General features: G+C 71.2%; 18 protein-coding genes. 7 read left to right on the plus strand and 11 right to left on the minus strand.

Features of this window, described 5'->3' with window-relative positions; genetic code table 11:
- Positions 1-3: 3 nt before the first annotated feature.
- Positions 4-1,536, minus strand: a complete 1,533-nt coding sequence (locus ACQPZ4_RS06480) for a diguanylate cyclase domain-containing protein (protein WP_433057126.1) — start codon at positions 1,534-1,536, stop codon at positions 4-6.
- Positions 1,537-1,571: 35 nt separating this feature from the next.
- Here ACQPZ4_RS06480 and prmC point away from each other — a divergent pair, with 35 nt between their 5' ends.
- The gene (gene prmC / locus ACQPZ4_RS06485) at positions 1,572-2,435 is read left to right on the plus strand and encodes a peptide chain release factor N(5)-glutamine methyltransferase (RefSeq protein WP_433057129.1); all 864 of its coding nucleotides are present in this window, start codon (positions 1,572-1,574) and stop codon (positions 2,433-2,435) included.
- A 179-nt stretch (positions 2,436-2,614) separates the two neighbouring features.
- Here prmC and ACQPZ4_RS06490 read toward each other — a convergent pair whose 3' ends face one another.
- From ACQPZ4_RS06490 to ACQPZ4_RS06520, 7 genes are all read right to left on the minus strand, one after another.
- A complete protein-coding gene (locus tag ACQPZ4_RS06490) occupies positions 2,615-4,378 on the minus strand; it encodes a hypothetical protein (protein WP_433057131.1) in 1,764 nt (587 codons plus the stop codon).
- Positions 4,379-4,496: 118 nt separating this feature from the next.
- Complete coding sequence (locus ACQPZ4_RS06495; protein WP_433057133.1) at positions 4,497-5,513, minus strand: hypothetical protein; 1,017 nt, start codon at positions 5,511-5,513, stop codon at positions 4,497-4,499.
- A complete protein-coding gene (locus tag ACQPZ4_RS06500) occupies positions 5,510-6,775 on the minus strand; it encodes an MFS transporter (RefSeq protein WP_433057135.1) in 1,266 nt (421 codons plus the stop codon). The genes ACQPZ4_RS06495 and ACQPZ4_RS06500 overlap by 4 nt, the downstream gene beginning before the upstream one ends.
- A gap of 10 nt (positions 6,776-6,785) precedes the next feature.
- On the minus strand, positions 6,786-7,901 hold the full coding sequence (locus ACQPZ4_RS06505) for a DegT/DnrJ/EryC1/StrS family aminotransferase (RefSeq protein WP_433057136.1): 1,116 nt from the start codon (positions 7,899-7,901) through the stop codon (positions 6,786-6,788).
- On the minus strand, positions 7,898-9,043 hold the full coding sequence (locus ACQPZ4_RS06510; protein WP_433057138.1) for a DegT/DnrJ/EryC1/StrS family aminotransferase: 1,146 nt from the start codon (positions 9,041-9,043) through the stop codon (positions 7,898-7,900). Before ACQPZ4_RS06510 ends, ACQPZ4_RS06505 begins: the two co-directional genes overlap by 4 nt.
- Entirely contained in the window at positions 9,040-10,041 is a 1,002-nt protein-coding gene (locus ACQPZ4_RS06515) for an NAD-dependent epimerase/dehydratase family protein (protein WP_433057140.1), read from the minus strand. Before ACQPZ4_RS06515 ends, ACQPZ4_RS06510 begins: the two co-directional genes overlap by 4 nt.
- A complete protein-coding gene (locus ACQPZ4_RS06520; protein ID WP_433057142.1) occupies positions 10,041-11,114 on the minus strand; it encodes a Gfo/Idh/MocA family protein in 1,074 nt (357 codons plus the stop codon). Before ACQPZ4_RS06520 ends, ACQPZ4_RS06515 begins: the two co-directional genes overlap by 1 nt.
- 305 nt (positions 11,115-11,419) lie before the next feature.
- Here ACQPZ4_RS06520 and ACQPZ4_RS06525 point away from each other — a divergent pair, with 305 nt between their 5' ends.
- From ACQPZ4_RS06525 to ACQPZ4_RS06550, 6 genes are all read left to right on the plus strand, one after another.
- Positions 11,420-12,673 (plus strand): hypothetical protein, encoded by a 1,254-nt coding sequence (locus tag ACQPZ4_RS06525; RefSeq protein ID WP_433057144.1) that lies wholly within the window; start codon positions 11,420-11,422, stop codon positions 12,671-12,673.
- A gap of 187 nt (positions 12,674-12,860) precedes the next feature.
- Positions 12,861-13,859, plus strand: a complete 999-nt coding sequence (locus ACQPZ4_RS06530; RefSeq protein WP_433057146.1) for a thiamine pyrophosphate-dependent dehydrogenase E1 component subunit alpha — start codon at positions 12,861-12,863, stop codon at positions 13,857-13,859.
- On the plus strand, positions 13,856-14,866 hold the full coding sequence (locus ACQPZ4_RS06535) for an alpha-ketoacid dehydrogenase subunit beta (RefSeq protein ID WP_433057148.1): 1,011 nt from the start codon (positions 13,856-13,858) through the stop codon (positions 14,864-14,866). Before ACQPZ4_RS06530 ends, ACQPZ4_RS06535 begins: the two co-directional genes overlap by 4 nt.
- Before the next feature lie 40 nt (positions 14,867-14,906).
- Positions 14,907-16,028, plus strand: a complete 1,122-nt coding sequence (locus ACQPZ4_RS06540) for a biotin/lipoyl-containing protein (RefSeq protein ID WP_433057150.1) — start codon at positions 14,907-14,909, stop codon at positions 16,026-16,028.
- A gap of 210 nt (positions 16,029-16,238) precedes the next feature.
- Positions 16,239-19,436, plus strand: coding sequence for a DUF4082 domain-containing protein (locus ACQPZ4_RS06545; protein ID WP_433057152.1), 3,198 nt, complete (start codon positions 16,239-16,241; stop codon positions 19,434-19,436).
- An 82-nt stretch (positions 19,437-19,518) separates the two neighbouring features.
- The gene (locus tag ACQPZ4_RS06550) at positions 19,519-20,562 is read left to right on the plus strand and encodes a glycosyltransferase family 2 protein (protein WP_433057154.1); all 1,044 of its coding nucleotides are present in this window, start codon (positions 19,519-19,521) and stop codon (positions 20,560-20,562) included.
- A gap of 59 nt (positions 20,563-20,621) precedes the next feature.
- Here the strand turns inward: ACQPZ4_RS06550 and ACQPZ4_RS06555 are convergent, their stop codons facing one another.
- From ACQPZ4_RS06555 to ACQPZ4_RS06565, 3 genes are read right to left on the minus strand one after another with little or no spacing between them, the layout of a single operon-like run.
- Positions 20,622-21,419, minus strand: a complete 798-nt coding sequence (locus ACQPZ4_RS06555; protein WP_433057156.1) for a glycosyltransferase family 2 protein — start codon at positions 21,417-21,419, stop codon at positions 20,622-20,624.
- A 22-nt stretch (positions 21,420-21,441) separates the two neighbouring features.
- The gene (locus ACQPZ4_RS06560) at positions 21,442-22,929 is read right to left on the minus strand and encodes a lipopolysaccharide biosynthesis protein (protein ID WP_433057158.1); all 1,488 of its coding nucleotides are present in this window, start codon (positions 22,927-22,929) and stop codon (positions 21,442-21,444) included.
- A complete protein-coding gene (locus ACQPZ4_RS06565) occupies positions 22,926-24,326 on the minus strand; it encodes an O-antigen ligase family protein (RefSeq protein WP_433057160.1) in 1,401 nt (466 codons plus the stop codon). Before ACQPZ4_RS06565 ends, ACQPZ4_RS06560 begins: the two co-directional genes overlap by 4 nt.
- Position 24,327: the final 1 nt, after the last annotated feature.

The raw sequence follows: 24,327 nt of genomic DNA on the forward strand, positions 1-24,327 counted from the left end.
CGATCAGGACGCCGCGCGCGGGCGCGGCGTCTTCGCGCTCAGCATCGCGTGGTCGGCCGCCTCGAAGGCCTCCGACACCGTCTGGAAGTCCTCGCCGTTGAGCCCGGCCCAGCCGATGGTCACGCCGACGGGCGTCCCGGGCACCAGCGACTGCCAGTCCTCCCCGGCGACCGCGGACTCGATCCGGCGCGAGATCTCGTGGGCCTCGCCCGGTGAGGTGGTCGGCAGGACCACCACGAACTCGTCGCCGCCGTAGCGGGCCACGAAGTCGCCCTTGCGCATGACGCGGTTCAGCACGCCCGCCACCCGCTGCAGCACCAGGTCGCCCGACAGGTGGCCGTGCACCGTGTTCACCTGCTTGAAGCCGTCCAGGTCGCACACGCCGAGGGCCGCGTGGCCACCCGCCTCCACGAGCTTGGTGACGTGCTCCTCCAGGTACCGCCGGTTCGGCAGCCCGGTCAGCGGGTCGGTCTGCGCCTCGCCGCGGTGGAAGTCGACGGTGCGCACCAGGTCCTCGCGGTCGAGCAGGGCGGCGACGCCGTCCACGAACAGGTCGCGCATCAGCTCCAGTTGCGTGTTGGCGGCCTGGTAGGCGATCCGGTCCGCGTGGTACGCCGCGCGGTAGTCGCCCGCCCCCAGGTGCGCCAGGGCCCGCAGCCGCAGCAGCTCGGCCGGGCCCAGCGACTCCTCGCTGACGTTGGCCGTCTCCAGCCGGGCCACCGCCTCGATCGGGCGCCGCTCGGTGATCGCCTCGCAGGCCGCGGCGAACGTGCGGAAGTCCCGGGCGCGGGTGGACAGGCCGGCCGACTCCAGCAGCGGCCACGGGTCGACCGAGGGCGGGGCGGCGCCGAGGGTGCCCAGCCGTACCGCCGCATAGCCCAGGGCCCCGCGCGCGATCGGCCGCATCCGGGCCACCTCGTCGGCCGCGACCCGGCGCTCCAGGTCGGTGGCGATGTCGCGCAGGATGCGCAGGCAGCCCTCGCTGTCCCCGCGGTGGTCGAGGTCGACGGCGAGGCGCAGGCGGATCTGCGGTGCGGCGAAGTCAGTGCCCGCCGTCGGTACCCCCACCTCCACCGCGACCGCGCGCGCCTTCTCCATCGCGGAGAACGCGTGGCCGTGGAAGCCGGTGTAGGAGTACGCCATCGCGAGGTTGTACCAGCCCCAGGCCGTCGTCTCGTTGAGCAGCTCGACCGCGCCGAGCGCGCGGGAGGCGTGCACGAGCGCGCGGACGCAGTGGTCCAGCGAGCCGGCCCGCAGCGCCACGATCGCGGCCAGGGCCTCCAGCTCGCCGTACTGCCCCGGGTCCTGCAGGTGGCGCGCGGCGGCCAGGCCGGCGTCCAGCGCCGCGGCGTACTCCTCAGGCCGCCCCAGGTTGATCAGCGTGATGAGGCGCAGCTTCAGCGCCTCGACGCGCTCCGCCGGTGACTGGTCGCCCGCGAGCACCCGCTCCACGACCGTCATGGCCTCGCCGAGGCGATCGTCGAAGATGAGCCGCCGCGCGCGCGTCAGCTCCGACGAGCGGTCGCCCACCGCCATCCGGGCCCCCTTTCGGCGCGCCTCATGATTATGGGGTGCACCGCCTCGAAGATGACACGCCGGAACATGAGTTGCCCACGCTTCTTTCGTCCGCCACCGCCGCACTGGCCGCGGCCGGCGTCGCCTCGCCCCGGGTCGACGCCGAGCTCCTGGCCGCCCACGTGCTCGGCGTGCCCCGCTCCCGCCTGCTGACCGCCCGGATGAGCGCCGGGCAGGCCGCGGCGCTGGACGAGCTGGTGCGGCGGCGGGCGGGGCGGGAGCCGTTGCAGTACATCGTGGGGACCGCGCCCTTCTGGGGTCTGGAGCTGGCCGTCGGCCCGGGGGTGTTCGTGCCGCGCTTCGAGACCGAACTGCTGGTGGAGTGGGGCCTCAAGCAGCCCGGCTCCGTCGTCGTGGACCTGTGCAGCGGCTCGGGCGCGATCGCCGTGTCCTTCGCCACACTGCGCGCGGGCGCGTCCGTCGCCGCGGTCGAGCGCTCGCCGGCCGCCCTGGAGTGGCTGCGGCGCAACGTGGCCGCGCACGCGCCGGGCGTCCGGGTGGTGGTCGGCGACATCGCCGATCCGGCCGTGCTGGCCGACCTCGACGGGACGGCCGACCTGGTGCTGTGCAACCCGCCGTACGTGCCGGACGCCGCGCCGGTCGACGTCGAGGTGGCCGAGCACGACCCGCGCGAGGCGGTGTTCGCCGGCGCCGACGGGCTCGACCTGATGCCCGCGGTCGCGCGCACCGCCGCGCGGCTGCTGCGCCCGGGCGGCCGGCTCGGCATCGAGCACGACGACACCCAGGGCGAGTCGCTGCCGGCCCTGCTGCGCGCGACCGGGCTGTTCGAGGACTGCGTCGATCACCGCGACCTGGCAAGCAGGCCGCGCTTCACCACCGCGACGCGAGCAGCCTCGTAAAAAGCTACCGCGACGCGACGAGCGGGCTCGTACGAGAACTCAACGCGACGCGACGAGCGGGCTCGTACGAGAACTCAACGCGACGCGACGAGCGGGCTCCTACGAGAACTCAACGCGACGCGACGAGCGGGCTCGTACGAGAACTCAACGCGACGCGACGAGCAGGCTCGTACGAGAACTCAACGCGACGCGACGAGCAGGTTCGTGACGAAGGCGACCGTCGCGGCCGGGACCGGGGCGGTGCCCGCCAGGGTCTCGTCCAGCCACGCCTCGCGCACGATGCCGTTGCCCCGCAGCGGCGCAAGCACGTCCGGCGAAGCCCGCCAGTGCTCCACCACCAGGGCCGCCATCTCGCCCGCGCCCAGCTGCGCCTTGCTGCGCCCGCGCACCCGCTGACGGATCTTGCGGGCCAGCCGCCCGGCGGTCACCCGCGCGGCCGCCGCCCGGGTGCCCAGGCCGCCCTGGCCGAGCTTGGCCGGGATGAGCCCGGAGTCCAGCGGCACCGCGGCCAGGGCCGGGTCGAGCCGCTCGATGAGCTGGCCGGTGAGCCGCCCGCCGCGCTTGTCCTCCGGCGACACGGCGTGCGCGATCTGCACGAACCGGCGGTCGAACATCGGGTTGATGAAGAACCGGTTGTTCGCCGCCACCGAGCCGTGCGCGCCGGCCCAGCGCTGCATCCGCTGGTACAGGTAGAACTGGTCGGCCGCCCGCAGCCACTCCTTGGACGTGCCGTCGAAGCTGGCCCAGATGAGCTCCAGCGCGTCGGACTGCGCCCGGGTCAGGAAGTCCGGCTCCAGGGCCTGCGGCAGGACGCGCTCGTTCGCGTACAGCCGCCAGTTCGCCAGGTTGTGCACGAGCTTCTGCGACGTGGCCGCGTGGTGCGGCTGGCCGAAGTAGTAGAAACCGCGGCAGGTCTCGCCGCCCAGGCCGGAGAGCCGGTGCCCCTGCTCCAGGTTGCTCTCGGCGAGCAGGAGCGGGGCCAGGGCGAGCGGGCTGGCCATGCAGTCCAGCGCGGCCGCGGCCTCCAGCGACAGCGCGTAGGCGTGGGCCGGCGTGATCGGGTCCTGGTCGTCCATCCAGTAGATCTGGTGGTCCAGCCCGCACAGCTCGCTCAGCTTGGCCGCGTGCCGCGCGTCCGAGCCGCCGTGCACGTCGACGGTGAGCGCGCGCAGGCCCGGCCGCAGCTTGGCCGGCACCGCGCACAGCAGCACGCGGGTGTCCTGGCCGCCGGTGAGCTGCAGCACCGTGGTCGGGTGGTCGTTGAGATACGCCGTCTGGAAGTCCTCCAGCAGCTCGGCCATCTCGCCGACCGCCGTCGGAATGGTGGGCGTCGCGCCCTCGAGATCCAAGGACGTTCCGATGTACCGGCTGGTGCGCACCTTCCCGCCCGCCAGCACGGCGAGCGACCCGGCCTCCAGCTTCGTCACGTCGCCGAAGACGGTGCCCAGGCCGACCTGCCAGCCGACCAGGCTCTGCAGCCCGAGCGCGGCGAGGTTCAGCGGGGCGCCGGCGAGTTCGCGCAGGGCGAGCGCGCTCGTCGACACCGCGGCCACGCCGTCGCCCTGCCACCAGAAGATCTGGCGGAAGCCGAGCCAGTCGGTCGCGACCACGATCGGGGCGGCCGGGGACGAGCGGTGGGCGGCGGCGAAGGGGGGTACCAGAGCGGAGAGCGCCGTGCCGTCGACGTTGCCGCCGTCGCGGAGCAGCGCCGCCAGCCCGTCGGTGGAGACCTCGCCGGATCGGGTGCGGGCGGCCCGGCCGAGCCGGACGGTGAAGCCGCGGCCCTGGTCGTCGACGCGGTCGCCCGGGTCCTCCGGGCCGAGCGCGACCCAGCCGTCGTCGGCCGCGTGCACCGTGGCGTTGCCGAGAGCCTGAATTGCCGCGGGTGCCGGAGCAACCGCCGAAGCGCCGGGGGCGAAGGAGACCGCGAGGAAGGACCTCACCGCGACCACGCCCGGACAGCAAGCCGTAACAGCGCACGACGCGAACACATGGCGGCCATGCTAGTGCCCCCTCGAAGCGGCCGGTTGACGCACATTTGACAGCCCATCAGTCCCTCCATCAGCGGACCACCGCGGGCGACCAGGCGTCGGGAATCAGGATGTGCGAGGCGCCCGAGCCGTCGGCCGGCACCACCCACACGTCGCTGGCCGACGGGCCCTCGCCCGCGCGGGGCAGGCCGTAGACGACCTGGGCGTCGTCCAGCCATTCGATCTGGTCGTCCACGCTGCGCGGCTCGGCCAGCGGGGTGGCCTTGCCGGTGGCGATGTCGTACACCGCGATGCCCCACTGCCCGGCCGGGCGCCCGGCCCGCGTCTTGAACGCGATCCGCTTGCCGTCCGGCGAGATGGACGGGCACTCCGCGTCCTCGCGCAGCGACTCGAGCTTGGCCGTCGAGATGGTGCCGCGCACCAGCCACGTCTTGCTGCCCGAGGCGGCGGTCGCGTAGAAGTGGTCGTCGTCGGCGAAGGTGACGCCCCACATGTTGCGGTCCTTGGCCTCGATGGTCCTGCCGTCGACGGTCAGCGTGAACGACTCGATGTTCGTGGTCTGCTTCGTCGCGATCTTCGTGATCAGCGTCTCGGTCGAGAACTGGCCGGGCGCGGAGTAGTCGTGGCCGGACACGAACGTCGTGGTGGCCACCAGCGCGCCGTCGCGGGACAGCCGGGTGCGGCTGGGCACGCCGGACAGCGGGAGGTCCAATGTGGACTGCCAGTCCGGGCCGAGCACCCTGGCCGTGTACGTGGTGACGAGCGAGGGCTTGGCGGCCAGGCACACCGCCTGCCCCTCCCGCGCGTACACGCGGTCGCAGCTGGCCGGGGTCAGCGCGCGCGGGCCGGACGGGGCGCTCAGCGGCACCTCGGCCACCTTGCCGTAGTCGTTGCCCAGGGCGGTGCTGCGGAAGACGATGTGCGGCTCGCTCTGCACGGCCGCGAGGTCGTTGCGGGTGGCCAGCGGCGGCGCCTCCTCGGCCGCCTTGGTCTGGGCCCGCCGGGCGAACACGACGTAGCCCACGGAACTGAGCACGGCGAGGGCGACCACCACGCCAAGGGCGATCAGCTTGGCGCGCTGACTCACGCGGTTACCTCGGATTCCGACTCTTCAGCAGCGGGCGTGGCTTCGCTGCCGCGCAGCAGCCACACGGACAGCGCGAGGGTGGCCAGGAGCAGGCCGCCCACCAGGAACAGGGCGTGCGTGCTGCCCAGCAGCAGCCACAGGCTGCCGAAGGCGAGCGAGGACGCGAAGCGGGCCAGCACGACCACCGTCTGCGCGGCCGCGATGCCGCTGCCGCGCGCGTGCGCGTCGACCAGTGGGGTCACCAGCGCCGGCAGCACGCCGTCGGTGGCCGCGTAGTAGGTGCCGAGCAGGCCCAGGACCAGCACCGTGGACCAGGCGCCGCCGAACGGCCCGGCCGCGAACAGGTAGACGGCCAGCAGCGCGACGTGCCCGCCGAGGAAGACCCGGGTCCGCCCGATCCGGTCGGCGAGCCGGCCGAAGGGGATGGCCAGCAGCAGGTACGAGATGTTCGAGCCGACGTAGAGCAGCGGGAAGTACTTGGCCGCCATGTGGTCGCGCTGCTGCAGCGACAGGTAGAGGAAGCCGTCGCCGACGGTGAACAGGGCCAGCAGCCCGGCCGCGATCAGCGGGCGGCGCAGCCGCGGCCCGGTGACCTGGCGCAGCAGGTGCCGGAAGCTCTGCCCGGCGCGCACCGCCTTGGTCTTGCGGTTGGGCACGAACAGCACGATGACGGCCACGCCGACGAACGCGAACCCGGCCGAGACGACCCAGACCGAGTTGTAGTCGCCCGGCACGAGCAGGAGCATCGAGAACGCCACCATCGGCCCGATCGCCGCGCCGATGGTGTCCAGCGTGCGGTGCACCCCGAAGGACCGCCCGAGCGCCCGCGGGTCGGACGAGTCGGCGATCATCGCGTCCCGGGGCGCCGTGCGCAGGCCCTTGCCCAGCCGGTCCGCGGTCACCACGGCGCTGATCGCGGCCAGGTTGTGCGCGACCAGCATGCCGACCCGGCTCAGGGCGCTCAGCCCGTAGCCCACGGCCGCGACCCACTTGGGCCGGTTCGACCGGTCGCCGACGTAGCCGCCGCCGATCCGCAGCAGCGCGCTGACGCCCTGGTACAGGCCGTCCACGAAGCCGTACGCGAGCACCCCCAGCCCCACCTCGGCGGTGAGGTACAGGGGGAGCACCGCGTTGACCATCTCCGAGGAGATGTCGGTGAGCAGGCTGACGATGCCGAGCAGGACCACCGTGGTGGCAATCCGCGGGGCTGCACTCGATGCCGCGGACTTGCCGCCCGGACGATCCCGCAGGGTCAGGTACATCTGGTGCGTCTCACATTCGTGCGGCCCGCAGCGCCTGAACCACCTTGTCCTGCTGCTCGGGCGTGATCTGGGGGAACAACGGCAGGGTCAGGATCTCCACCGCGGCCTGTTCGGCGTGCGGGAAGCTGCCCTTGGCGTACCCCAGGTCGGCGAAGGCCGGCGTGAGGTGGATCGGGTAGGGGTAGTGGATGCCCGCGCCGACGCCGGCCGCGTTGAGCTTGGCCAGCACCTCGTCGCGGCGGGTGGACGAGCCGTCCGCACTCGCCTCGCGGACCACGTAAAGGTGCCACACGTGCTCATTGCCGTCCAGCGTCACCGGCCGGGTGACCTCGACGTCGGCGAGCAGTTCGTCGTAGCGCGCGGCCGCGGCCCGGCGGGCGGCGTTCCACGCGGCCAGGCGGGTCAGCTTGGCCCGCAGGACGACCGCCTGCAGCGCGTCCAGGCGGCTGTTGAACCCGACCACGTCGTGCACGTACTTGGTCAGGCCGCCGTGGCTGGAGATGGTGCGCACGGCCACGGCGAGGGCCTCGTCGGCGGTGACGACCGCGCCGGCGTCGCCGTACGCGCCGAGGTTCTTGCCGGGGTAGAAGCTCGTCGCGGCGATGCCCTCGACGCCCGCGCCCACGCCGAAGCGCGTCGCGCCCTGGCACTGCGCGGCGTCCTCGACGATGACCACGCCGGTGCCGGCCAGCCCGGCCCGCAGCCGCTCGACCGGCGCCAGCTGGCCGTAGAGGTGCACCGGCACGATCGCCCGGGTCTTCGGCCCGACCGCGGCCAGGGCCGCGTCGACGTCGATGAGGTACGTCACCGGGTCGCAGTCCACCAGCACGACCGCCGCGCCGACGCGGGCGACCGCCTCGGCCGTGGCGATGAACGTGTTGGCCGGGAGGATCACCTCGTCGCCCGGCTTGATGCCGACCGCCCGCAGCGCGAGCTCCAGCGCGTCGGTGCCGTTGGCCACGCCGACGCAGTGGTTCACGCCGGAGAACTCGGCGTACTCGCGCTCGAAGGCGGTGACCTCGGAGCCGCCGATGAACGCGGTGTTCTCGAGGATGCGCTTGAAGCCGAGGGCGACGTCTTCGGCGACCTCGGCGTGGGCCGCCTTCAGGTCGACAAGGGGGATCATGAAGCGGAACTCCCAACGAGCTTGGAGAGGATGCCGACGATGTGGTCCTGGTCGGCCTCGGTCAGCTTGTGGTGCAGCGGCAGGATGAGCGAGTCGCGGGTCAGCCGCTCCGTGTTGGGCAGCCCGACCGTCGGGGTGACGTCGTCGTACGCCGGCTCCAGGTGCGAGGCCATGATGCCGCGCCGCGCGGAGACGCCCGCCGCCGCCAGCTCGGCCAGCACCTGGTCGCGGGAGACGCCGAGGTCCGCGTCGAAGAGGACCCAGAACGACTGGAAGTTGCTGGTGCCGTACTCCGGGTCGCGCACCGCCCACACCCCGTCGACGCCGGCCAGCAGCTCCTGGTAGCGCGCCGCGAGCTCGCGGCGCTGGGCGACCAGGCCGGCCAGCCGGTTGAGCTGGACGAGTCCCACCGCGGCCTGGATGTCGGTCATCCGGAAGTTCCAGCCGGTCTCGAGGTAGGCCTCGAGGATCGGCTGGGCGCTCCTGTGCCGGTCGGCCGCGGAGACGTTCATGCCGTGCTCCCGCAGCCGGCGCAGCCGGGCCGCGCGGTCGGCGTCGTCGAGGGTGAGCATGCCGCCCTCGCCGGTCGTGATGACCTTGCGCGGGTGGAACGACCACGCCGACACCAGCGCGCCGGTGCCGACCGGGGCGCCGTAGGCGGTCGAGCCCGCCGCGCATGCCGCGTCCTCGACCAGCGGGAGGCCCCAGCCGGCCGCGGCCGCGCGCAGCGCGCGCACGTCGAACGGCACGCCGCCCTGGTGCACCGCGATGATCGCGGCGCTGCGCTCCGTGCGCACCTGGTCCACGGTCTGCGCCGTCAGGTTGCCGGTGGCGAGGTCCACGTCGGCGAAGACCGGCGTGGCGCCCACGTAGCGCACCGCGTTCGCGGTGGCGATGAACGACAGCGAGGGCACGATCACCTCGTCGCCCGGGCCGATGCCGAGCGCGATGAGGGCCAGGTGCAGCGCCGTGGTGCAGGAGCTGACCGCGACGCCGTGCTCGTGGCCGGCGAGCGCGCTGAACGAGCGCTCGAACTCGGCCACCCGCGGGCCCTGGGCGACCCAGCCGCTGCGGACGGCGTCGGCGGCGGCCTGCGCCTCCTCCTCGCCCAGCAGCGGGATCATCACCGGGATGGTGCTCATCGGCCGGCCTCGTCCGCCGGCTGGGCGACGCGCTCGGCCCGCCACCACTCGACGAGGCCCTGCAGGCCGTCGTCCATGGTGATCTCCCGGCGGAAGCCGATGCCCCGCTCCGCGTGCGAGGTGTCGGCCAGACGCCGGGTGACGCCGTTGACCGAGCGGGCCGGACCGTGCTCGGGGGCGAGGTCCGACTTCATCACCGCGCTCAGGGCGGCGGCCAGCTCCTTGAGGCTGGTCTCCTCGCCGCTGGCGATGTTGAACACGTCGTCGGTCACGTCCGCCTCGGCGGCCAGGATGTTGGCCCGCGCGATGTCGGCGACGTGCACGAAGTCCATCGTCTGCAGGCCGTCGCCGAGGATCAGCGGCGGGGTGCCCGACTCGATGCGCTCCATCCAGCGGATGAGGACCTCGGTGTACACGCCGTGCACGTCCATGCGCGGCCCGTACACGTTGAAGTAGCGCAGGGCGACGTAGTCCAGCCCGTACATGGCGTGGAAGCTGCGCAGCATGCCCTCGTTGAACGCCTTGGCCGCGCCGTAGAACGTGTCGTTGTTGTACGGGTGGTGCCGCTCGGTGGTCGGGAACTGCTCGGCCAGCCCGTAGACCGAGGCCGACGAGGACGCCACGACCTTGCGCACGCCGGCCGCCTGGGCCGCCTCGAGCACGTTGAACGTGCCGTCGACGAGCACCTCGTTGGCCAGGCGGGGCTCGCTGGCGCACTGGGTGATCCGGATCGCGGCGAGGTGGAAGACGATGTCGATGCCCTGGCTGAGCTCGTGCAGCAGCGCGGCGTCGCGGATGTCGCCCTCGACCACGCGGACCGGGCCGTTGGCGATGGCCCAGGCCAGGTTGGCCATCCGGCCGCGGACCAGGTTGTCCAGGACGATGACCTCGGCCGCCCCGCCCTGCACGAGCAGGTCGACCACGTGGGAGCCGATGGTGCCGGCGCCGCCGGTCACCAGGACGCGCGCGTCGCGAATCGGCACAGACGCATTGCCCATCAGTTCTCACCCTCCACCAGGGGAATCGCCACACCGCCGCCGGCGAGGCTACGCGACGCCGCTTCGAGGATCTCCAGGACCCGCAGCCCGGCCCGGCCGTCGGTGAGCGACGGCACACCGCTGTGGATGGCGCCGGCGAACGCCGCCACCATCTGCCCGAGGGCCTCCTTCTCCTGCAGCGCCGGGGCGAGCATGTCGCCGGAGCGGTAGGAGATCTGCATGTCGCGGCGCTGGTCCGGGGCCAGCTCCTCGGGGGCGGCGACCTCGACGCCCCGGTCGTAGATGGCGATGCGCTGGGTCGGGCTCATGTCGTCCCACACGAGCGTCCGCTTCGAGCCGCCGACCATGGTCGTGCGGACCTTGATCGGGGAGAGCCAGTTGACGTGCACGTGCGCGATGGCGCCGGTGTTGAGCTGCAGTGTGAGATAGCCGACGCAGGCGCGACCGGCCCCGATCGGGTCGGCGCCGTGCGCGCTGACCGAGACCGGGTGCACCCCGTCGGGCAGCACGTAGTCCAAAATGGACAGATCGTGCGGGGCCAGGTCCCAGATGACGTCGATGTCGCGCTGCACCAGGCCCAGGTTGATCCGCACCGAGTCCAGGTAGTGCAGCTCGCCCAGCTCGCCGCTGTGCAGCGCCTCGCGGATGCGGGTCACGGCCGGGGTGTAGCAGAAGGTGTGGTCGCACATGAGCGCGAGCCCGCGCTCCTCGGCCTCGGCCACCAGCCGGCGGCCCTCGGCGACCGTGGCGGCCAGCGGCTTCTCGACGAGCACGTGCTTGCCGGCCCGCAGCGCCTGCAGCGCCACGCCGAGGTGGGTGCCGGCGGGCGTGGCGATCGCGACCGCGTCCACGGCCGGGTTGGCCAGCACGGCGGTGAGGTCGGCGGTGGCTTCGACCGTGGAGTAGCCGCCCAGCACCTTGCGGGCGCGCGCGACGTCGAGGTCGACCAGCGCCTGCAGGCGGAAGGACGGCGATGCCATGAAGTTGCGCACGAGATTCGGCCCCCAGTAGCCGGCTCCCACGACGGCAACGCCGATCGGCTGAGGGTCGCCCTGGACGTTTGTTGAATTCACGGATACTCGATTCGGTCACGTCGACATGGGCCGAGAGGCGGACGATTTCTGGCACAACGTGTCAGCACGAGGCGCACACAGCACGGGCAAGCTACCGCCGCCGTCAAGCAATGCCACAGCACTGACGGAAATCTGGCACAGTGATCCTTTCTGTGCAACATCCGATGCGCTGATCATTCGCTGTGAGCTGCGCTGCGATCAAATCGACCCGTGAATGGACGTGGATTTCTGGTCGCATACACTGCGTCCTGCTCGCAGCTTGAGGTAGCCGAGGCTTACTTGCCATCCTTAGGGGGACATGGCCAATGGTGCACTCGATCAAAAGCGCATGGCTCGGCCGCAAAGGATTGATGTTGATCGCTGTGGCCGCGGTGCTTCTCGTCGCGGGCGCGGGCGCCTGGGTGCTGACCGGCAGCACCGCCCCGGCGGTCGCCTGCCCCGCTGGTCAGACGCCTGAGCAGTGCAAGGCGTCGGCCGGCGCCTCGGGCGCGGGCGGCGAGGCGCTGGCGCCGGGCGAGGTCGATCCCGGCAGCGCGGGCCTCGGCAGCGCCAAGCCGTCCGGCAGCGGCACCCGGCCGGCGAGCGCGCCGCCCGGTGCGGGCAGCGGCGGCAACGGGCGCGGCGGCAGTACCGGCGACGGAAAGTACCCGGCCCGCTACTCCGTGGGCGCGCCCGGCGTCGGCAAGTACAAGCAGTCGGACGCGAAGCTCCCGGTGCCACCCGGATATCAGGAAGTGGCCGCCAGCGAGAGCCAGAGCAAGGCGTACAACCTGTACACCTGCGGAAACATCACACTGGACCACAAGTACATCCACGGGTATATCTACATCGGCACCGACTGCCACGGCACGGTCACTATCACGAACTCAATCATCGCCCCGCCGCCCGGTTCCGCGAATCGCGCGATTCTGGTCAACGCGAATTCTTCGGGCAAACTCACGCTGAACATCTCGAACACCACGATTCGCCCGGAGCCGGTGGGACTCGGCCAGAAGGGCGCGGCGCTCAACGACCACGCAATCAATGATTGCGAGACATGCACCATTCACCTGAACAAGGTCGACGTGGCCAATACCGGTGGAATGTGCCTGTGCGGGCAGAACGTCACGATCGAGAACAGCTGGCTGCACGACAACTACATCGCCAACCTGACCGACATCGGGGCGGCGCACACGGGCGGCGTGTTCCCGTACGGCGGCAGCGGCCCGCTGGAGATCCGCAACAGCCGGCTCGAGCCGGGCGTGGACGCCTTCACCGGCCAGGAGATCCCGAACTACTGGAAGGCCATCACCGCGGTGCTGTTCACGCAGAGCGCCGGCGGCTCGACGCTGACCAACTACACCGTGCAGAACAACTTCATCTCGCTCGGCGCCTACGGCTTCTGGGCCCAGGACGGGCAGAACCTGCGGGTGCGCGGCAACGTCTTCGGCCCCACGCACTACGGCAGCACCGGCAACTGCACCGGCGGCTGCAAGGTGACCTACGCCGAGTGGAGCGACAACTCGGCGGGCGCCATCGACGGAACGCCATTGGCCCAGGCGGTGCAGAAGCCCGCGTGACAAATCGGTCCGAGTGGCATGGGTAACAAAACCCCGTCCGCGAGTCGCATTCACGACTTGTATGGACCGTTTTCTGAGCTCACGGCCGAGCCTTCCGAACCCGGGAGGCGGGTATGGTGGCCGCGTTCGGCCGCCGAGCACAATGCATCGCTCACGTTCTCGTGACAGCGCTGGGGAAGGAAAGCCCATGGTGTCGACGGCGTCCCCGCCGGCCCTGATCGCCCACGCCGGTCCCGGGGTGCAGACCCCGCGCCCCGGTCCGACCGACCTCGGTCCCGTCACCACCGACGAGCGGCTCACCGGCAAGGCGAGCGAGCCCGACGACCACCGGCTGTACCGCCGGATGCGCTTCATCCGCCGCTTCGAGGAGACGCTGCTCGCGCTCTTCGAGGAGGGCCTGCTCAACGGCACCACGCACGCCTGCATCGGGCAGGAGGCCGACGCGGTGGCCGTGATGGAGCACCTCGCGGACGGCGACCACGTGTTCAGCAACCACCGCTGCCACGGCCACTACCTGGCCCGCACCGGCGACGCCCTCGGCCTGATCGCCGAGATCATGGGCAAGGAAGCCGGCATGTGCCACGGCATCGGCGGCAGCCAGCACATCTGCGCGCCCGGCTTCAAGTCCAACGGCGTGCAGGGCGGCATCGTCCCGGCCGCCGCGGGCATCGCGATGGCCGGCCAGCTCGACGGCGCCGACATGGTGAGCGTGGTGTTCATCGGCGACGGCACCCTCGGTGAGGGCATGGTCTACGAGACCATGAACATGGCCTCCCTGTGGCAACTGCCGCTGCTGGTGGTGTGCGAGGACAACGCGTGGGCGCAGAGCACGCCGGTCGCGACCAACCTGGCCGGCGGCATGGCCGCGCGGTTCGAGGCGTTCGACGTGCCGGTGCGCGAGGTCGACAGCACCGACGTGGTCGAGCTGAGCGAGATCGCCAAGGCGGAGATCGACGCCGTGCGCTCCGGCGGCGGGCCGCGGGTGCTGCTCATCCACACGTACCGGCTGTGCCACCACTCCAAGAGCGACGACGAGCGGCCCGAGGAGGAGATCGCCGCGCGCTGGCTGGTCGAGCCGCTGGTCGTGCACGGCCGCCGGCTCAGTGAGGCCGACCGCCGCGCGATCGACGAGGAGGTCGAGACCGCGCTGGGCGAGGTCGTGGCGACGGCGAGGGCGCTGCCGTGATCTTCGCCAAGGAACTGGGCGACGCCCTGCGCGCGAGCCTCACCGACGATCCCCGCGTGGTCGTGCTCGGCGAGGACATCGCCGACCCGTACGGCGGCGCGTTCAAGGTGACCCGCGGGCTGTCCACGGACTTCCCGGCCCGGGTGCGCACCACCCCGATCAGCGAGGGCGCCGTCGCCGGGATCTCGGCCGGCCTGGCGCTGGCGGGCAAGCGGCCGATCGCCGAGATCATGTTCGGCGACTTCCTGACGCTCGTGTTCGACCAGGTCGTCAACCACATCGTGAAGTACCAGGCGATGTACGCCGGGCAGGCCACCTGCCCCGTGGTGATCCGGGCCCCCTCGGGCGGGCACCGCGGCTACGGGCCGACCCACAGCCAGAGCCTGGAGAAGCACTTCCTCGGCGTGCCGCACCTGCGGGTGGTGGCGGCGTCGCTGTACCACGACCCGAAGGACGCCTTCGCCGACTTCCTGGGCCAGGACAGCCCGGTGCTCTACATCGAGCACAAGCTGCTCTACCCGCAGCACCTCGCGCTGCCGGAGGGCGGCCTGGTGGGCAACCTGCTGGCGGCGCACGACGCGAGCCCGGGCGCGCTGCCGACCGTGCGGCTGTCCGCGGTGCCGCGCCACGACTGCACGATGACCGTGCTCGCCTACGGCTACCAGGCCATGCTCGCCGCCCGCGTGATCGAGCGGCTGGCGGTCGAGGAGGAGATCTTCGCCGAGCTGCTCGTGCCGGCCCAGATCGCCCCGATGGACTGGGCGCCGGTGGAGCGCTCGGTGCGGGCCACCGGGCGGCTCATCACCGTCGAGGAGGGCGTGAGCGGCTGGTCCTGGGGGACCGAGGCCGCCGCGGTCATCTCGCAGCGGCTGTTCGGCGAGCTGTGCCGGCCGGTCGACGTGGTCGCCAGCACGCCCACCGTCATCCCGTCCTCGAAGCAGCGGGAGAGCCGGATGCTGGTCGGCGAGGAGCAGATCGAGGCGGCCATCCGCGCCGCCGCCGCCTGATCGCAGTTCGCAGTTCGCAGTTCACTGGAGGAGACAGACCGTGAAGCCAGTCCTGGTGCCGACGAACGACGTCAACAGCGAGCACGGCATCGTGGTGACCTGGTTCGTCGACGACCGCGACAAGGTCGAGTCCGGCGCGCTGCTGGTGGAGGTCGAGACCAGCAAGGCGGTCCTGGAGGTGTACGCGCCGGAGGCCGGCATCGTGCTGCACCTGGCCCGCAAGGGCCAGGAGCTGGCGCTGACCGAGCCGGTGGCGATGCTCTTCGAGGGCGTGTCGGAGCTGCAGGCGTACTCCGACAAGCTGGCCGCCGCCGCCGAGGCCAGGGCGGCCGCCCCCACGCAGGTCCGGGCGTCGGTCAAGGCCATCGCGCGGGCCGAGGAGCTCGGCGTCGACCTGTCCACCTTCGACGGTTCCCGGCTGGTCACGGTCAAGGACGTCGAGGCGGCCGCGGCCGTGCCGGTCACCGTGGACTACTCCGCGATGCCGGCCCCGCTGGCCGCTGAGCCCGGCGTGGCCCGCATCCTGGTCATCGGCGGCGCCGGCGGCGCGACCCAGGTCATCGACATCTTCAGCAAGGTGCCGGACCAGCGGGCGGTGGCCGTCCTCGACGACGACTCCGGCCGCTGGGGCGGGGACGTGCACGGGGTGCCGGTCATCGGCGGCACGGACCGGCTGGCCGAGCTGTTCGCCGCGGGCGCGTACGAGGCGGCAATCATCGCGATCGGGACATCGGTGGACGTCCGGGCGCGATTCCGCAAGATCTGCGCGGAGGCGGGCATTCCGCTCGCCAATGCGATCGACCCGACCGCGAAGATCGCCACCGATGTGGAAATCGGTCAGGGCAACATCATCTGCGCGTTCTGCCATCTCGGCACCGGCGTGCGCATGGGGGACAACAATTTCCTGTCCGCGTACAACTCATTCGACCACCACAGCGTGGTCGGATCCGACAATGCGACCGGGCCGTCCTGCGTCGCGTCGGGCAAGGTGACCCTGCGGGACCGGATCCGGCTCGGCACCGGCATCTTCCTGGAGCCCGGCGTCGAGCTCGGGGACGGGGTCCAGGTGGCGTCGGGATCGGTGATCGTCACGTCGGTGCCCGCGAACCACGCCGTCAAGACGAAGATCGTCACCACCACCGTCGTGCCCCGCCGCACCTGACGCGAGCGTAAGGGCGCAACCACGGCCGGTCAGCGTCGAATGGGCCGTCCGGCTGTTTCTGTCGGACATTGATCTGGAAGATGCTGGACTGCAGGCCATCTGCTTTAATGCGATGAATTCTTGCCTTGTGGCACAGGGAACGTAAGCTCCCGAACGAGTCCTGGGATGCTGCGGTTGATGCTGACGTCGTTACGGAAATAGGGCGAAGACATGAAGTCTCGGTTCATAACCGGCATAGCGGCGGCGGTCATCGTCGCGGCAGTAGCGTGCGTACCGTCGGCGGGAAATGCAGCCACATTCGACCCTTGTGGGGCGGGCTCCAACCCGATCACCTGCGAGAACTCGAAGGCCGGGTCCCCGATCGAGGACTGGTACTCGGAGAACTCCTGGGGCGACATCGAGGGCTTCACCACCAAGGAGAGCATGCAGCCGGGTGAGACCCTGCAGGCCAAGGTGAACTCGCCGTCCTCGACGTTCCGGGTGTCGATCTACCGGCTCGGCTACTACGGCGGCCTCGGCGCCCGCAAGATGCCGACCTCGCCGACGACCATCTACGCCCAGAAGACCCAGGACCCGTGCCTGCACGACTCCGGCACCGGGCTGGTCGACTGCGGCAACTGGACCACCAACGTCACCTGGACCGTCCCGTCGGACGCGGTCTCGGGCGTCTACCTGCTCATGCTGGACCAGACGGACAACAACGGCTTCATGCCCTACCCGTTCGTCGTGACCAACAACTCGAGCCACTCCGACATCCTGGTGCAGACCTCGGACCAGACCTGGCAGGCCTACAACGACTGGGGCGGCCAGAACCTCTACCAGGGCGGCGGCCCGGCCCTCGACGGCCGTGCGTACAAGGTGAGCTACAACCGGCCCCTGCGCACCGCCGGCGACAACGGCGTCTTCTCCTCCGAGTTCCCGATGATCCAGTTCCTGGAGCGCAACGGGTACAACGTGAGCTACGCATCCTCCGTCGACGTGTCGAACAACGCCGCGATGCTGCTGCAGCACAAGGTCTTCATGTCCTCCGGGCACGACGAGTACTGGAACCAGAAGCAGTGGGACAACGTCACCGCGGCCAAGGCCGCCGGGGTCAACCTGGCGTTCTTCAGCGGTAACGAGGTCTTCTGGCGCACCCGCTTCGAGCCGTCCATCTCCACCGGCGCGGCCGCCGACCGGACGCTGGTCTGCTACAAGGAGACCAAGCTCAGCCAGTCGCCGCCGAACGGCACCGCCGACCCGAGCGGCCAGTGGACCGGCACCTGGGTCGACACCGACGGCGCGGGCAAGGGCGGCAACAAGCCGCCGAACCAGCTCACCGGCACCCTGTTCACGGTCAACGGCTACCGGCAGGACGCGATCACCGTCCCGGCGGCCTACAAGGACCTGCGGCTGTGGCGCGGCATCCCGGCCATCAACAACCTGCAGGCCGGTCAGGTCTCCACCCTCGCGGCCGGCTCGCTCGGCTACGAGTGGGACTCGGACAAGGAGAACGCCGTCCGCCCGGCGGGCGCCGTCGCGTTCTCCTCGACCACGCTGAACCTGACCGACGGCACGCTGCTGCTCGACCAGGACCACGGCAACAACTACGGCAACGGCGTCGAGACGCACAGCCTGATGATGTACCGCGACCCGACCTCCAAGGCCCTGGTCTTCGGGGCCGGCACGGTGCAGTGGGCGTGGGGCCTGGCCGCCTTCCACTCGGGGCCGACCAGCGTCGAGGACAAGAAGATGCAGCAGGCCACGGTCAACCTGCTGGCCGACATGAGCTCGCAGCCGCTGACCCTGATGGCCGGGCTCAACCTGGCCGCCAAGTCCACCGACACCACCGGCCCGAACGTGACCATCACGTCGCCGGCGTCCGGCGCCAACGTGCCGGCGGCGAGCCCGGTCAACATCACCGGCACGGCCGCCGAGGTCGGCGGCGGGCAGCTCGGCCGGGTCGAGATCTCCACCGACGGCGGCACCACCTGGGCCAAGGCCAACGGCCTGGGCACCTGGAGCTACACCTGGACGCCCGGTGCGCCGGGCGCGACCACCATCAAGGTGCGGGCCTCGGACGACAGCCTGAACCTCGGCGCGGTCGCGAGCCTCCCGGTGACCGTCGGCTCGCAGCAGTGCCCCTGCAGCACCTACACGGCCTCCACGGTGCCGACGAACGTCGACTCCTTCGACTCCGGTCCGAACGAGCTCGGCGTGAAGTTCCGGGTGCCGACGGCGAGCCAGGTGCTGGGCATCAAGTTCTACAAGTCCGCGGCCAACACCGGCACGCACCTGGGCAAGCTCTGGTCCTCCAGCGGCCAGCTGCTGGCGACGGGCGAGTTCAGCGGTGAGTCGGCCACGGGCTGGCAGACGATGACGTTCGCGAGCCCGGTGCCGATCGCGCCGAACACCACGTACATCGCGTCGTACTACACGCCGACCGGGCGCTACTCCTACGACAGCGCCTACTTCGCCACCAAGGGCGCCGGCCAGGCCGCGATCACGCAGCTGAAGTCCGGCGTGGACGGTCCGAACGGCGTGTACAAGTACGGCGGCGGCTTCCCGAACCAGAGCTGGAACGACACCAACTACTGGGTCGACGCCATCGTCACCACCGCCGGGGCGACCTCGAACCCGCCCACGGTCACGGCCCGCACGCCCGCCGTGAACGCCACGGACGCCGGCCTGAACACCGCCGTGACGGCGACGTTCAGCCAGGCCCTCAACCCGTCGGCGATCCAGTTCACGCTCACCACCGGCGGCAGCACCAACGTCCCGGGGGTGGTCAGCTACAACGCCACCACCAAGACGGCCACGCTGCAGCCGACGGGCGTGCTGTCGCCGTCGACGACCTACCAGGCCTCCGTGCAGGCGACCGACGCCTTCGGCAACGCGATGCTCGCGCCCTCGGTGTGGTCGTTCACCACGGGCGGCAGCGGCCAGGTGAGCTGCCCGTGCTCGCTGTGGAACGACACCACGGTGCCGGCCAACGCGAGCGCCAGCGAGGTCGCCTCGCTGGAGCTGGGCATGCGGTTCACCTCCGCGGTGAGCGGCAAGATCACCGGCGTCCGGTTCTACAAGAGCGCCGAGAACACCGGCCCGCACACCGGGACGCTGTGGTCGAACACCGGCCAGCAGCTCGCGACGGGCACGTTCGACAACGAGACCGCCTCCGGGTGGCAGACCATGACGTTCTCGACGCCGGTGTCGATCACCGCCAATACGCCGTACGTGGTCTCGTACCACACGACGGTCGGGCACTACGCCTACACCAGCGGTTTCTTCGGGCAGCCGACGCAGAACTACCCGCTGACCGGCGTGACCGACAACAACGGCCTGTTCCGGCAGAGCAACGACGTCGTGTTCCCGACGAACACCTGGAATGCGACCAACTACTGGGTTGATGTGATCTTCACGACCCCGTGAGACGATGAAATGGCCCGCATCCGCGAGGGTGCGGGCCATTTCTCGTGTAGAGACGGCAATTCACGCGGCATTAAGGTGGCAGATGAGTTCGGTCAGTGTGGTCATTCCGTGTTACAAATACGGCCATTACCTCGCCGACTGCGTGAGCAGCGTCCTGGACACCAACCCGGGCCTCGACATCCGGGTGCTGATCATCGATGACTGCTCCCCGGACGACTCGGCCGACAAGGCGCGCGCCATCGCGGCGGCCGACTCGCGGGTCGAGGTGCGGGTGCACGAGCAGAACATGCGGCACACGCGGACGTACAACGAGGGCCTGATGGACTGGGCCGACGGCGACTACTCGGTGCTGCTCTCGGCCGACGACATGCTGACGCCGGGCGCGCTCACCCGGGCCGTGGCCCTGCTGGACGCCAACCCGAACGTCGGCTTCGTCTACGGGCACCCGGTGCACTTCCAGCACCCCGGGCCGCCCCCGCCGGCCCGCACCGAGGACCGCGGCACCACCGTGTGGCCCGGCCACTGGTGGCTGGAGCGGCGCTTCCGCGAGGGCACCGGCTGCATCACCTCGCCCGAGGTGGTGGTCCGCACCTCGCTGCAGCACAAGGTCGGCGGCTACGACCTCGACCTGCCGGCCGCGGGCGACATCGAGATGTGGATGCGGCTGGCCGCCCACGCCGACGTCGGCTACGTGCGGGCGGACCAGGCCTTCTACCGGCTGCACGGCGACAACATGTCGCTGACGGACTACGCCGGGCAGCTCAACGACCTGCTCGAGCGCAAGGCGGCCTACGAGGCGGTCCTGACCAAGTGCGGCGACCTGCTGCCGAACAAGGCCGAGCTGGACGCCATGGTGCACCGGCGGCTGGCCCGCTACGCGCTGCGGCGGGTGGTGCGGGCCTACGACCGCGGCCGGACCACGACCGTGCCGATGGACGAGCTGCTCGCGTTCGCGGCCGACTGCTGGCCGGACTACAAGGAGCTGCCGGAGTACCGCGGGCTGAAGATCCGGCGGCAGATCGGGCCGCAGGCGATGCCGTACCTGCAGCCGCTGGTCCTGTCGGCCGTCGCGCACAAGGGCCGCGAGTGGCTGTGGTGGCAGTCCTGGAAGCGCCGCGGCATCTGAGCCTCATGCGAGAGAAGCGCCCCCTGCGTGCGGTACACAGGGGGCGCTTTTGGCTTTTGTCAGGAGGTCAGTTCCCAGGGGGTCCAGTAGCTGTCGGGGTTCACCACGTAGTCGACGGTCGGCTCCGGGATGTGCTCGACCCGGTTGCGCCGGCCGAAGCGGTAGATGAGCTCCCAGTCCTCCTTGGGGGCGACCGCCTTGTTGCGCCGCAGCCGGCTGTAGTGCAGGTCCGGGATGCGCCGGGCGACGAACGGGTTCGGGTCGAAGAAGCAGCGCTCCCAGGCGAGCTTGCGGTCGTACGGCACCGACAGGACGTCCCGCACGCTCCCGTCGGGCAGCAGCCGGCGCATGGCGGTGTAGACCGCGTCCGGCCGGGGTTCGCCGGTCTCCGGGCCGTCCAGCCGGTCCAGCGCCACCTGCAGGTGGTTGGGCTGCCAGGTGTTGTCGTCGTCCAGGAACGCGACGAACCGCGAGTCGGTGAGCCGGATGCCGATGTTGCGCCCGACGCCGGGGACGTTGATGTTGTGCCGGATGCTGACCGCGTGCAGGCGCGGGTCGGCCGGCAGCTCGGGCAGCCCGCCGCCGTCGTCGACCACGATGACGACCTGGTCGCGCACGGTCTGGGCGAGCACCGACCCGACCGCCAGCAGCAGCCGCTCGGGGCGCTTGTAGGTCAGCACCACGGTGGCCACCCGGGCCTTGGGGCGCTGCCCGCCCGGCAGCGTGGCCACCAGCCGGCGCACCTCGGCGTCCTCGAACCGGCGCAGGGCGAGGGCCGTGTGGCCCAGCACCACCTTGTTGCGCATCTCCTCCAGCGGCATCCACCCGAACCGGGCCCGCAGCCGTCGTTTGACCATACGGATCACTGTGGGGTCTCCCCTAGGGAACCTTGACCTCCGGCCCGGCGGCCGTGAGGATCAGCGGGTCGGAGGCCGGGGCCGGCTCCGTGGGCTGCTGGGGCTTGGCGCGCAGGCTGCGCACGAGGGGCCAGACGAACGGCAGGTAGACCGCGGTGCCCGCGATGCCGGCGAGGGCGAGGCCGAGGAAGCCGTTGCCGATCGCGTGGTGCACGCCCCACGCGGCCAGGCCCATGGCGATGCCGCCGAGGGCGGGCATGAGGCAGGCGCGCAGCACGCCGCCGGTGCGGATGCCCATCCGGTGCAGGACGAACAGGAACACCGGGGCGACCAGGACGCCCGCGACGAGCGCCTGGCCGGCGGCCACGCCGTCGATGCCCCACACGTGGGCGAACCAGATGAGGATCGGGATCAGCGCGAAGAGCCACCAGCCCTGCATGAGCATCAGCGTCTCGCGGCGGCGGGCGGCGATGCCGTCGTAGGCCAGCTCCACGGTCACGCGGACGAAGCCGAGCACCACCAGCCACTGCAGCGCCACCGCGGCGCCGCCCCACTGGTCGCCGTAGACGAACCGGATGACCGGGTCGGCGAGCACGCCGAGCAGCACGCACATCGGCACCGAGGCGGCCACGACCAGGGACAGGGCCCGGGTGAAGCCGGCCGCGAACGCGTCGGGGGAGTCGGCCAGGCGGGAGAAGCCGGCGAACGACACGCGCCGCGCCGTCTCCGAGACCATCCGCACCGGCCAGCTCGACATGTTGAAGGCCATCGCGTAGAGGCCGAGGGCGGCCGGGCCGAGGATCGAGCCCACGACGACCGAGTCGAGGTTCACGATGCCCAGCGTCAGCAGGCTGGCGGCGGCCAGGGGGAGGCCGAAGCGGTACAGCTTCCCGGCCAGCTGCCGGTCCCAGCCGAACTTCAGCATGCCCGGCGCGGCCAGCGAGAAGCCGACCAGCGCGACGATGTTGCCGGCCAGCGAGCCCCACGCGAAGGCGAGCGCGCCGACGTGCATCGCGGCGAGCACGATCGTCACGGCCGTGTTCACGACGAAGTTGAGGATGTCGACGAGCGTGCGCCAGAACTGCTCGAAGTCGCGGTTGAGCTTGGCCAGGGGCACGCAGGCGATGCCGTCGATGATGACGCTCAGGCACAGCAGGCGCAGCATCATCGTGGCGTCCGGCGAGCCGAGCAGGCGGGCGACGGTCGGCGCCGTGACGTACAGGAGGACATAGAAGGCCGTGCTGGAGGCGGTCGAGAGGGTCAGCACCGTCGGCGCGAACCGCTTGATGTCGCCTTCCCAGCGCACGAGCGCGAGGCTCACGCCCATCTCGTTGAGCGACAGCAGCATCGCCAGCACCAGCAGGCCGACGGCGTAGAGGCCCCACTCGGTCGGGCCGAAGAAGAGCCGCGCGAGCACCACGCCGCTGGCGAAGGTGCCGACGCGGCGGACGACTGTGTTGATCAGGCTCCAGCGGGTCGCCGCCGCGACCTTCCGGTTCAGCTCCGTCACAGCGACGGTTCTCCCCTCAGCATCTGGTCCTGGCGGGCCATGCCGAGGTATGCCCCGGAGAGTCCCATCATCAGGAATGACAGCCCGGCGACCATCGGGAAGCTGAGCGTGTCGAAGGTCGCGGTGACCACGAGCATGACGAGTCCGACGGCGACGAAGCCCTGCCCCGTCTCCCGCTTCGCCGGGTCGGCGAAGCGCCGGCGGCCCGCGCCGCCGCAATGGAAGCACACGATGTAGACGAGCACGACGGCGGCCACGCCCACGATGCCCATCTCCACCAGGGACAACAGGTACTCGTTGTCCGTATATCGGTACATCAGGGGCAGGAACGTGCCGTAGCCCCGGCCGGTCCACGGGCGCTCGTCGAAGTACTGCGAGACGACCGCCGACGTCGCCTCGCGCGAGTCCGTGCTGTTGTCGCCGCCGTTGAGGAACGCCGAGAAGAGCCCGATCAGCGTGCCCAGCAGGCCCGGCAGCGCGACACTGGCGCCGCCGATGCCGACGGTCAGCGCGGCCATCGTCGGCCCCAGCCGCTTGGCGGGCCAGGTCGGCAGCAGGGTCAGGAAGACGATGACGACGCCGATGACCGACGTGCGCGAGACCGTCATCACGGCCGAGAGCGCGATGATCGCGACCGGCAGCCAGTTGCGGATGACGCCCTTCTTGACCGGGTTGAACCCCTGCTGCAGGGCGAAGGGCAGGGCGATGGCCATGACCGTGGCCAGTTCCAGGGAGTGCGCCGCGGTCGCCGTCGGGCGCACGAAGTCGCCCCGGGTGACCAGCTCGCTGCCGCCGCCACCGCCGGAGAGGCCGGGCAGCACCATCCACGCGGTCAGGCTGGTCTTGGTCAGGAACTCGAGGATCGCCACGAGGCCGATCAGGGCCGCGCAGCGGACGAACAGGCGCAGCAGGCGGTCGAGGTCGGCGTACTCGCGCAGGGAGGTGGCCAGCAGCACGAGCGGGAACCAGGCCAGCAGCTGGATCAGGCCCCGGTCGCCCGCGCTGGACTCCAGGGCCGAGCTGTCCCGGCGGGCCGCGGCGATGTAGCTCAGCAGCACGGCCACCGCGAAGACGAACATCGCGATGCGCGGTAATCGGGTGTACTTCGCCGGCGTGATCCGCCGCATCAGCCAGCTGACGCCGTACCAGACCAGCGCGGCGAGGATGAAGACGTTGGCGATGGTGCCGGTGGCGCCCAGGCCGGGCAGCACGATCCGGGCCGGCAGGCACAGCAGCAGGACCAGGTAGATGGCGAGCGCGGCGGCCGGGCCGCGCCGGGGCGCCGCGCGCCGGGACGTGTAGATCGAGCCGAGGCGGCGCAGGACGGACGGCTGGGCGGCGCCGCGCGCGATGGGCGTCGAGCCCGGTTGGTTCGACGGCGGGACGACAGCGACCACT

Origin of the sequence: Dactylosporangium sp. CS-033363 (assembly GCF_050942475.1) — a bacterium.
GTDB lineage: Bacteria > Actinomycetota > Actinomycetes > Mycobacteriales > Micromonosporaceae > Dactylosporangium.

Bases quoted from the DNA above. Each gene is read 5' to 3' on its own strand.
- ACQPZ4_RS06480 (WP_433057126.1), bottom strand. From the start codon at position 1,536: ATGGCGGTGGGCGACCGCTCGTCGGAGCTGACGCGCGCGCGGCGGCTC.
- ACQPZ4_RS06500 (WP_433057135.1), bottom strand. From the start codon at position 6,775: ATGTACCTGACCCTGCGGGATCGTCCGGGCGGCAAGTCCGCGGCATCG.
- ACQPZ4_RS06505 (WP_433057136.1), bottom strand. From the start codon at position 7,901: ATGATCCCCCTTGTCGACCTGAAGGCGGCCCACGCCGAGGTCGCCGAA.
- ACQPZ4_RS06510 (WP_433057138.1), bottom strand. From the start codon at position 9,043: ATGAGCACCATCCCGGTGATGATCCCGCTGCTGGGCGAGGAGGAGGCG.
- ACQPZ4_RS06515 (WP_433057140.1), bottom strand. From the start codon at position 10,041: ATGGGCAATGCGTCTGTGCCGATTCGCGACGCGCGCGTCCTGGTGACC.
- ACQPZ4_RS06525 (WP_433057144.1), top strand. From the start codon at position 11,420: ATGGTGCACTCGATCAAAAGCGCATGGCTCGGCCGCAAAGGATTGATG.
- ACQPZ4_RS06530 (WP_433057146.1), top strand. From the start codon at position 12,861: ATGGTGTCGACGGCGTCCCCGCCGGCCCTGATCGCCCACGCCGGTCCC.
- ACQPZ4_RS06545 (WP_433057152.1), top strand. From the start codon at position 16,239: ATGAAGTCTCGGTTCATAACCGGCATAGCGGCGGCGGTCATCGTCGCG.
- ACQPZ4_RS06550 (WP_433057154.1), top strand. From the start codon at position 19,519: ATGAGTTCGGTCAGTGTGGTCATTCCGTGTTACAAATACGGCCATTAC.
- ACQPZ4_RS06555 (WP_433057156.1), bottom strand. From the start codon at position 21,419: ATGGTCAAACGACGGCTGCGGGCCCGGTTCGGGTGGATGCCGCTGGAG.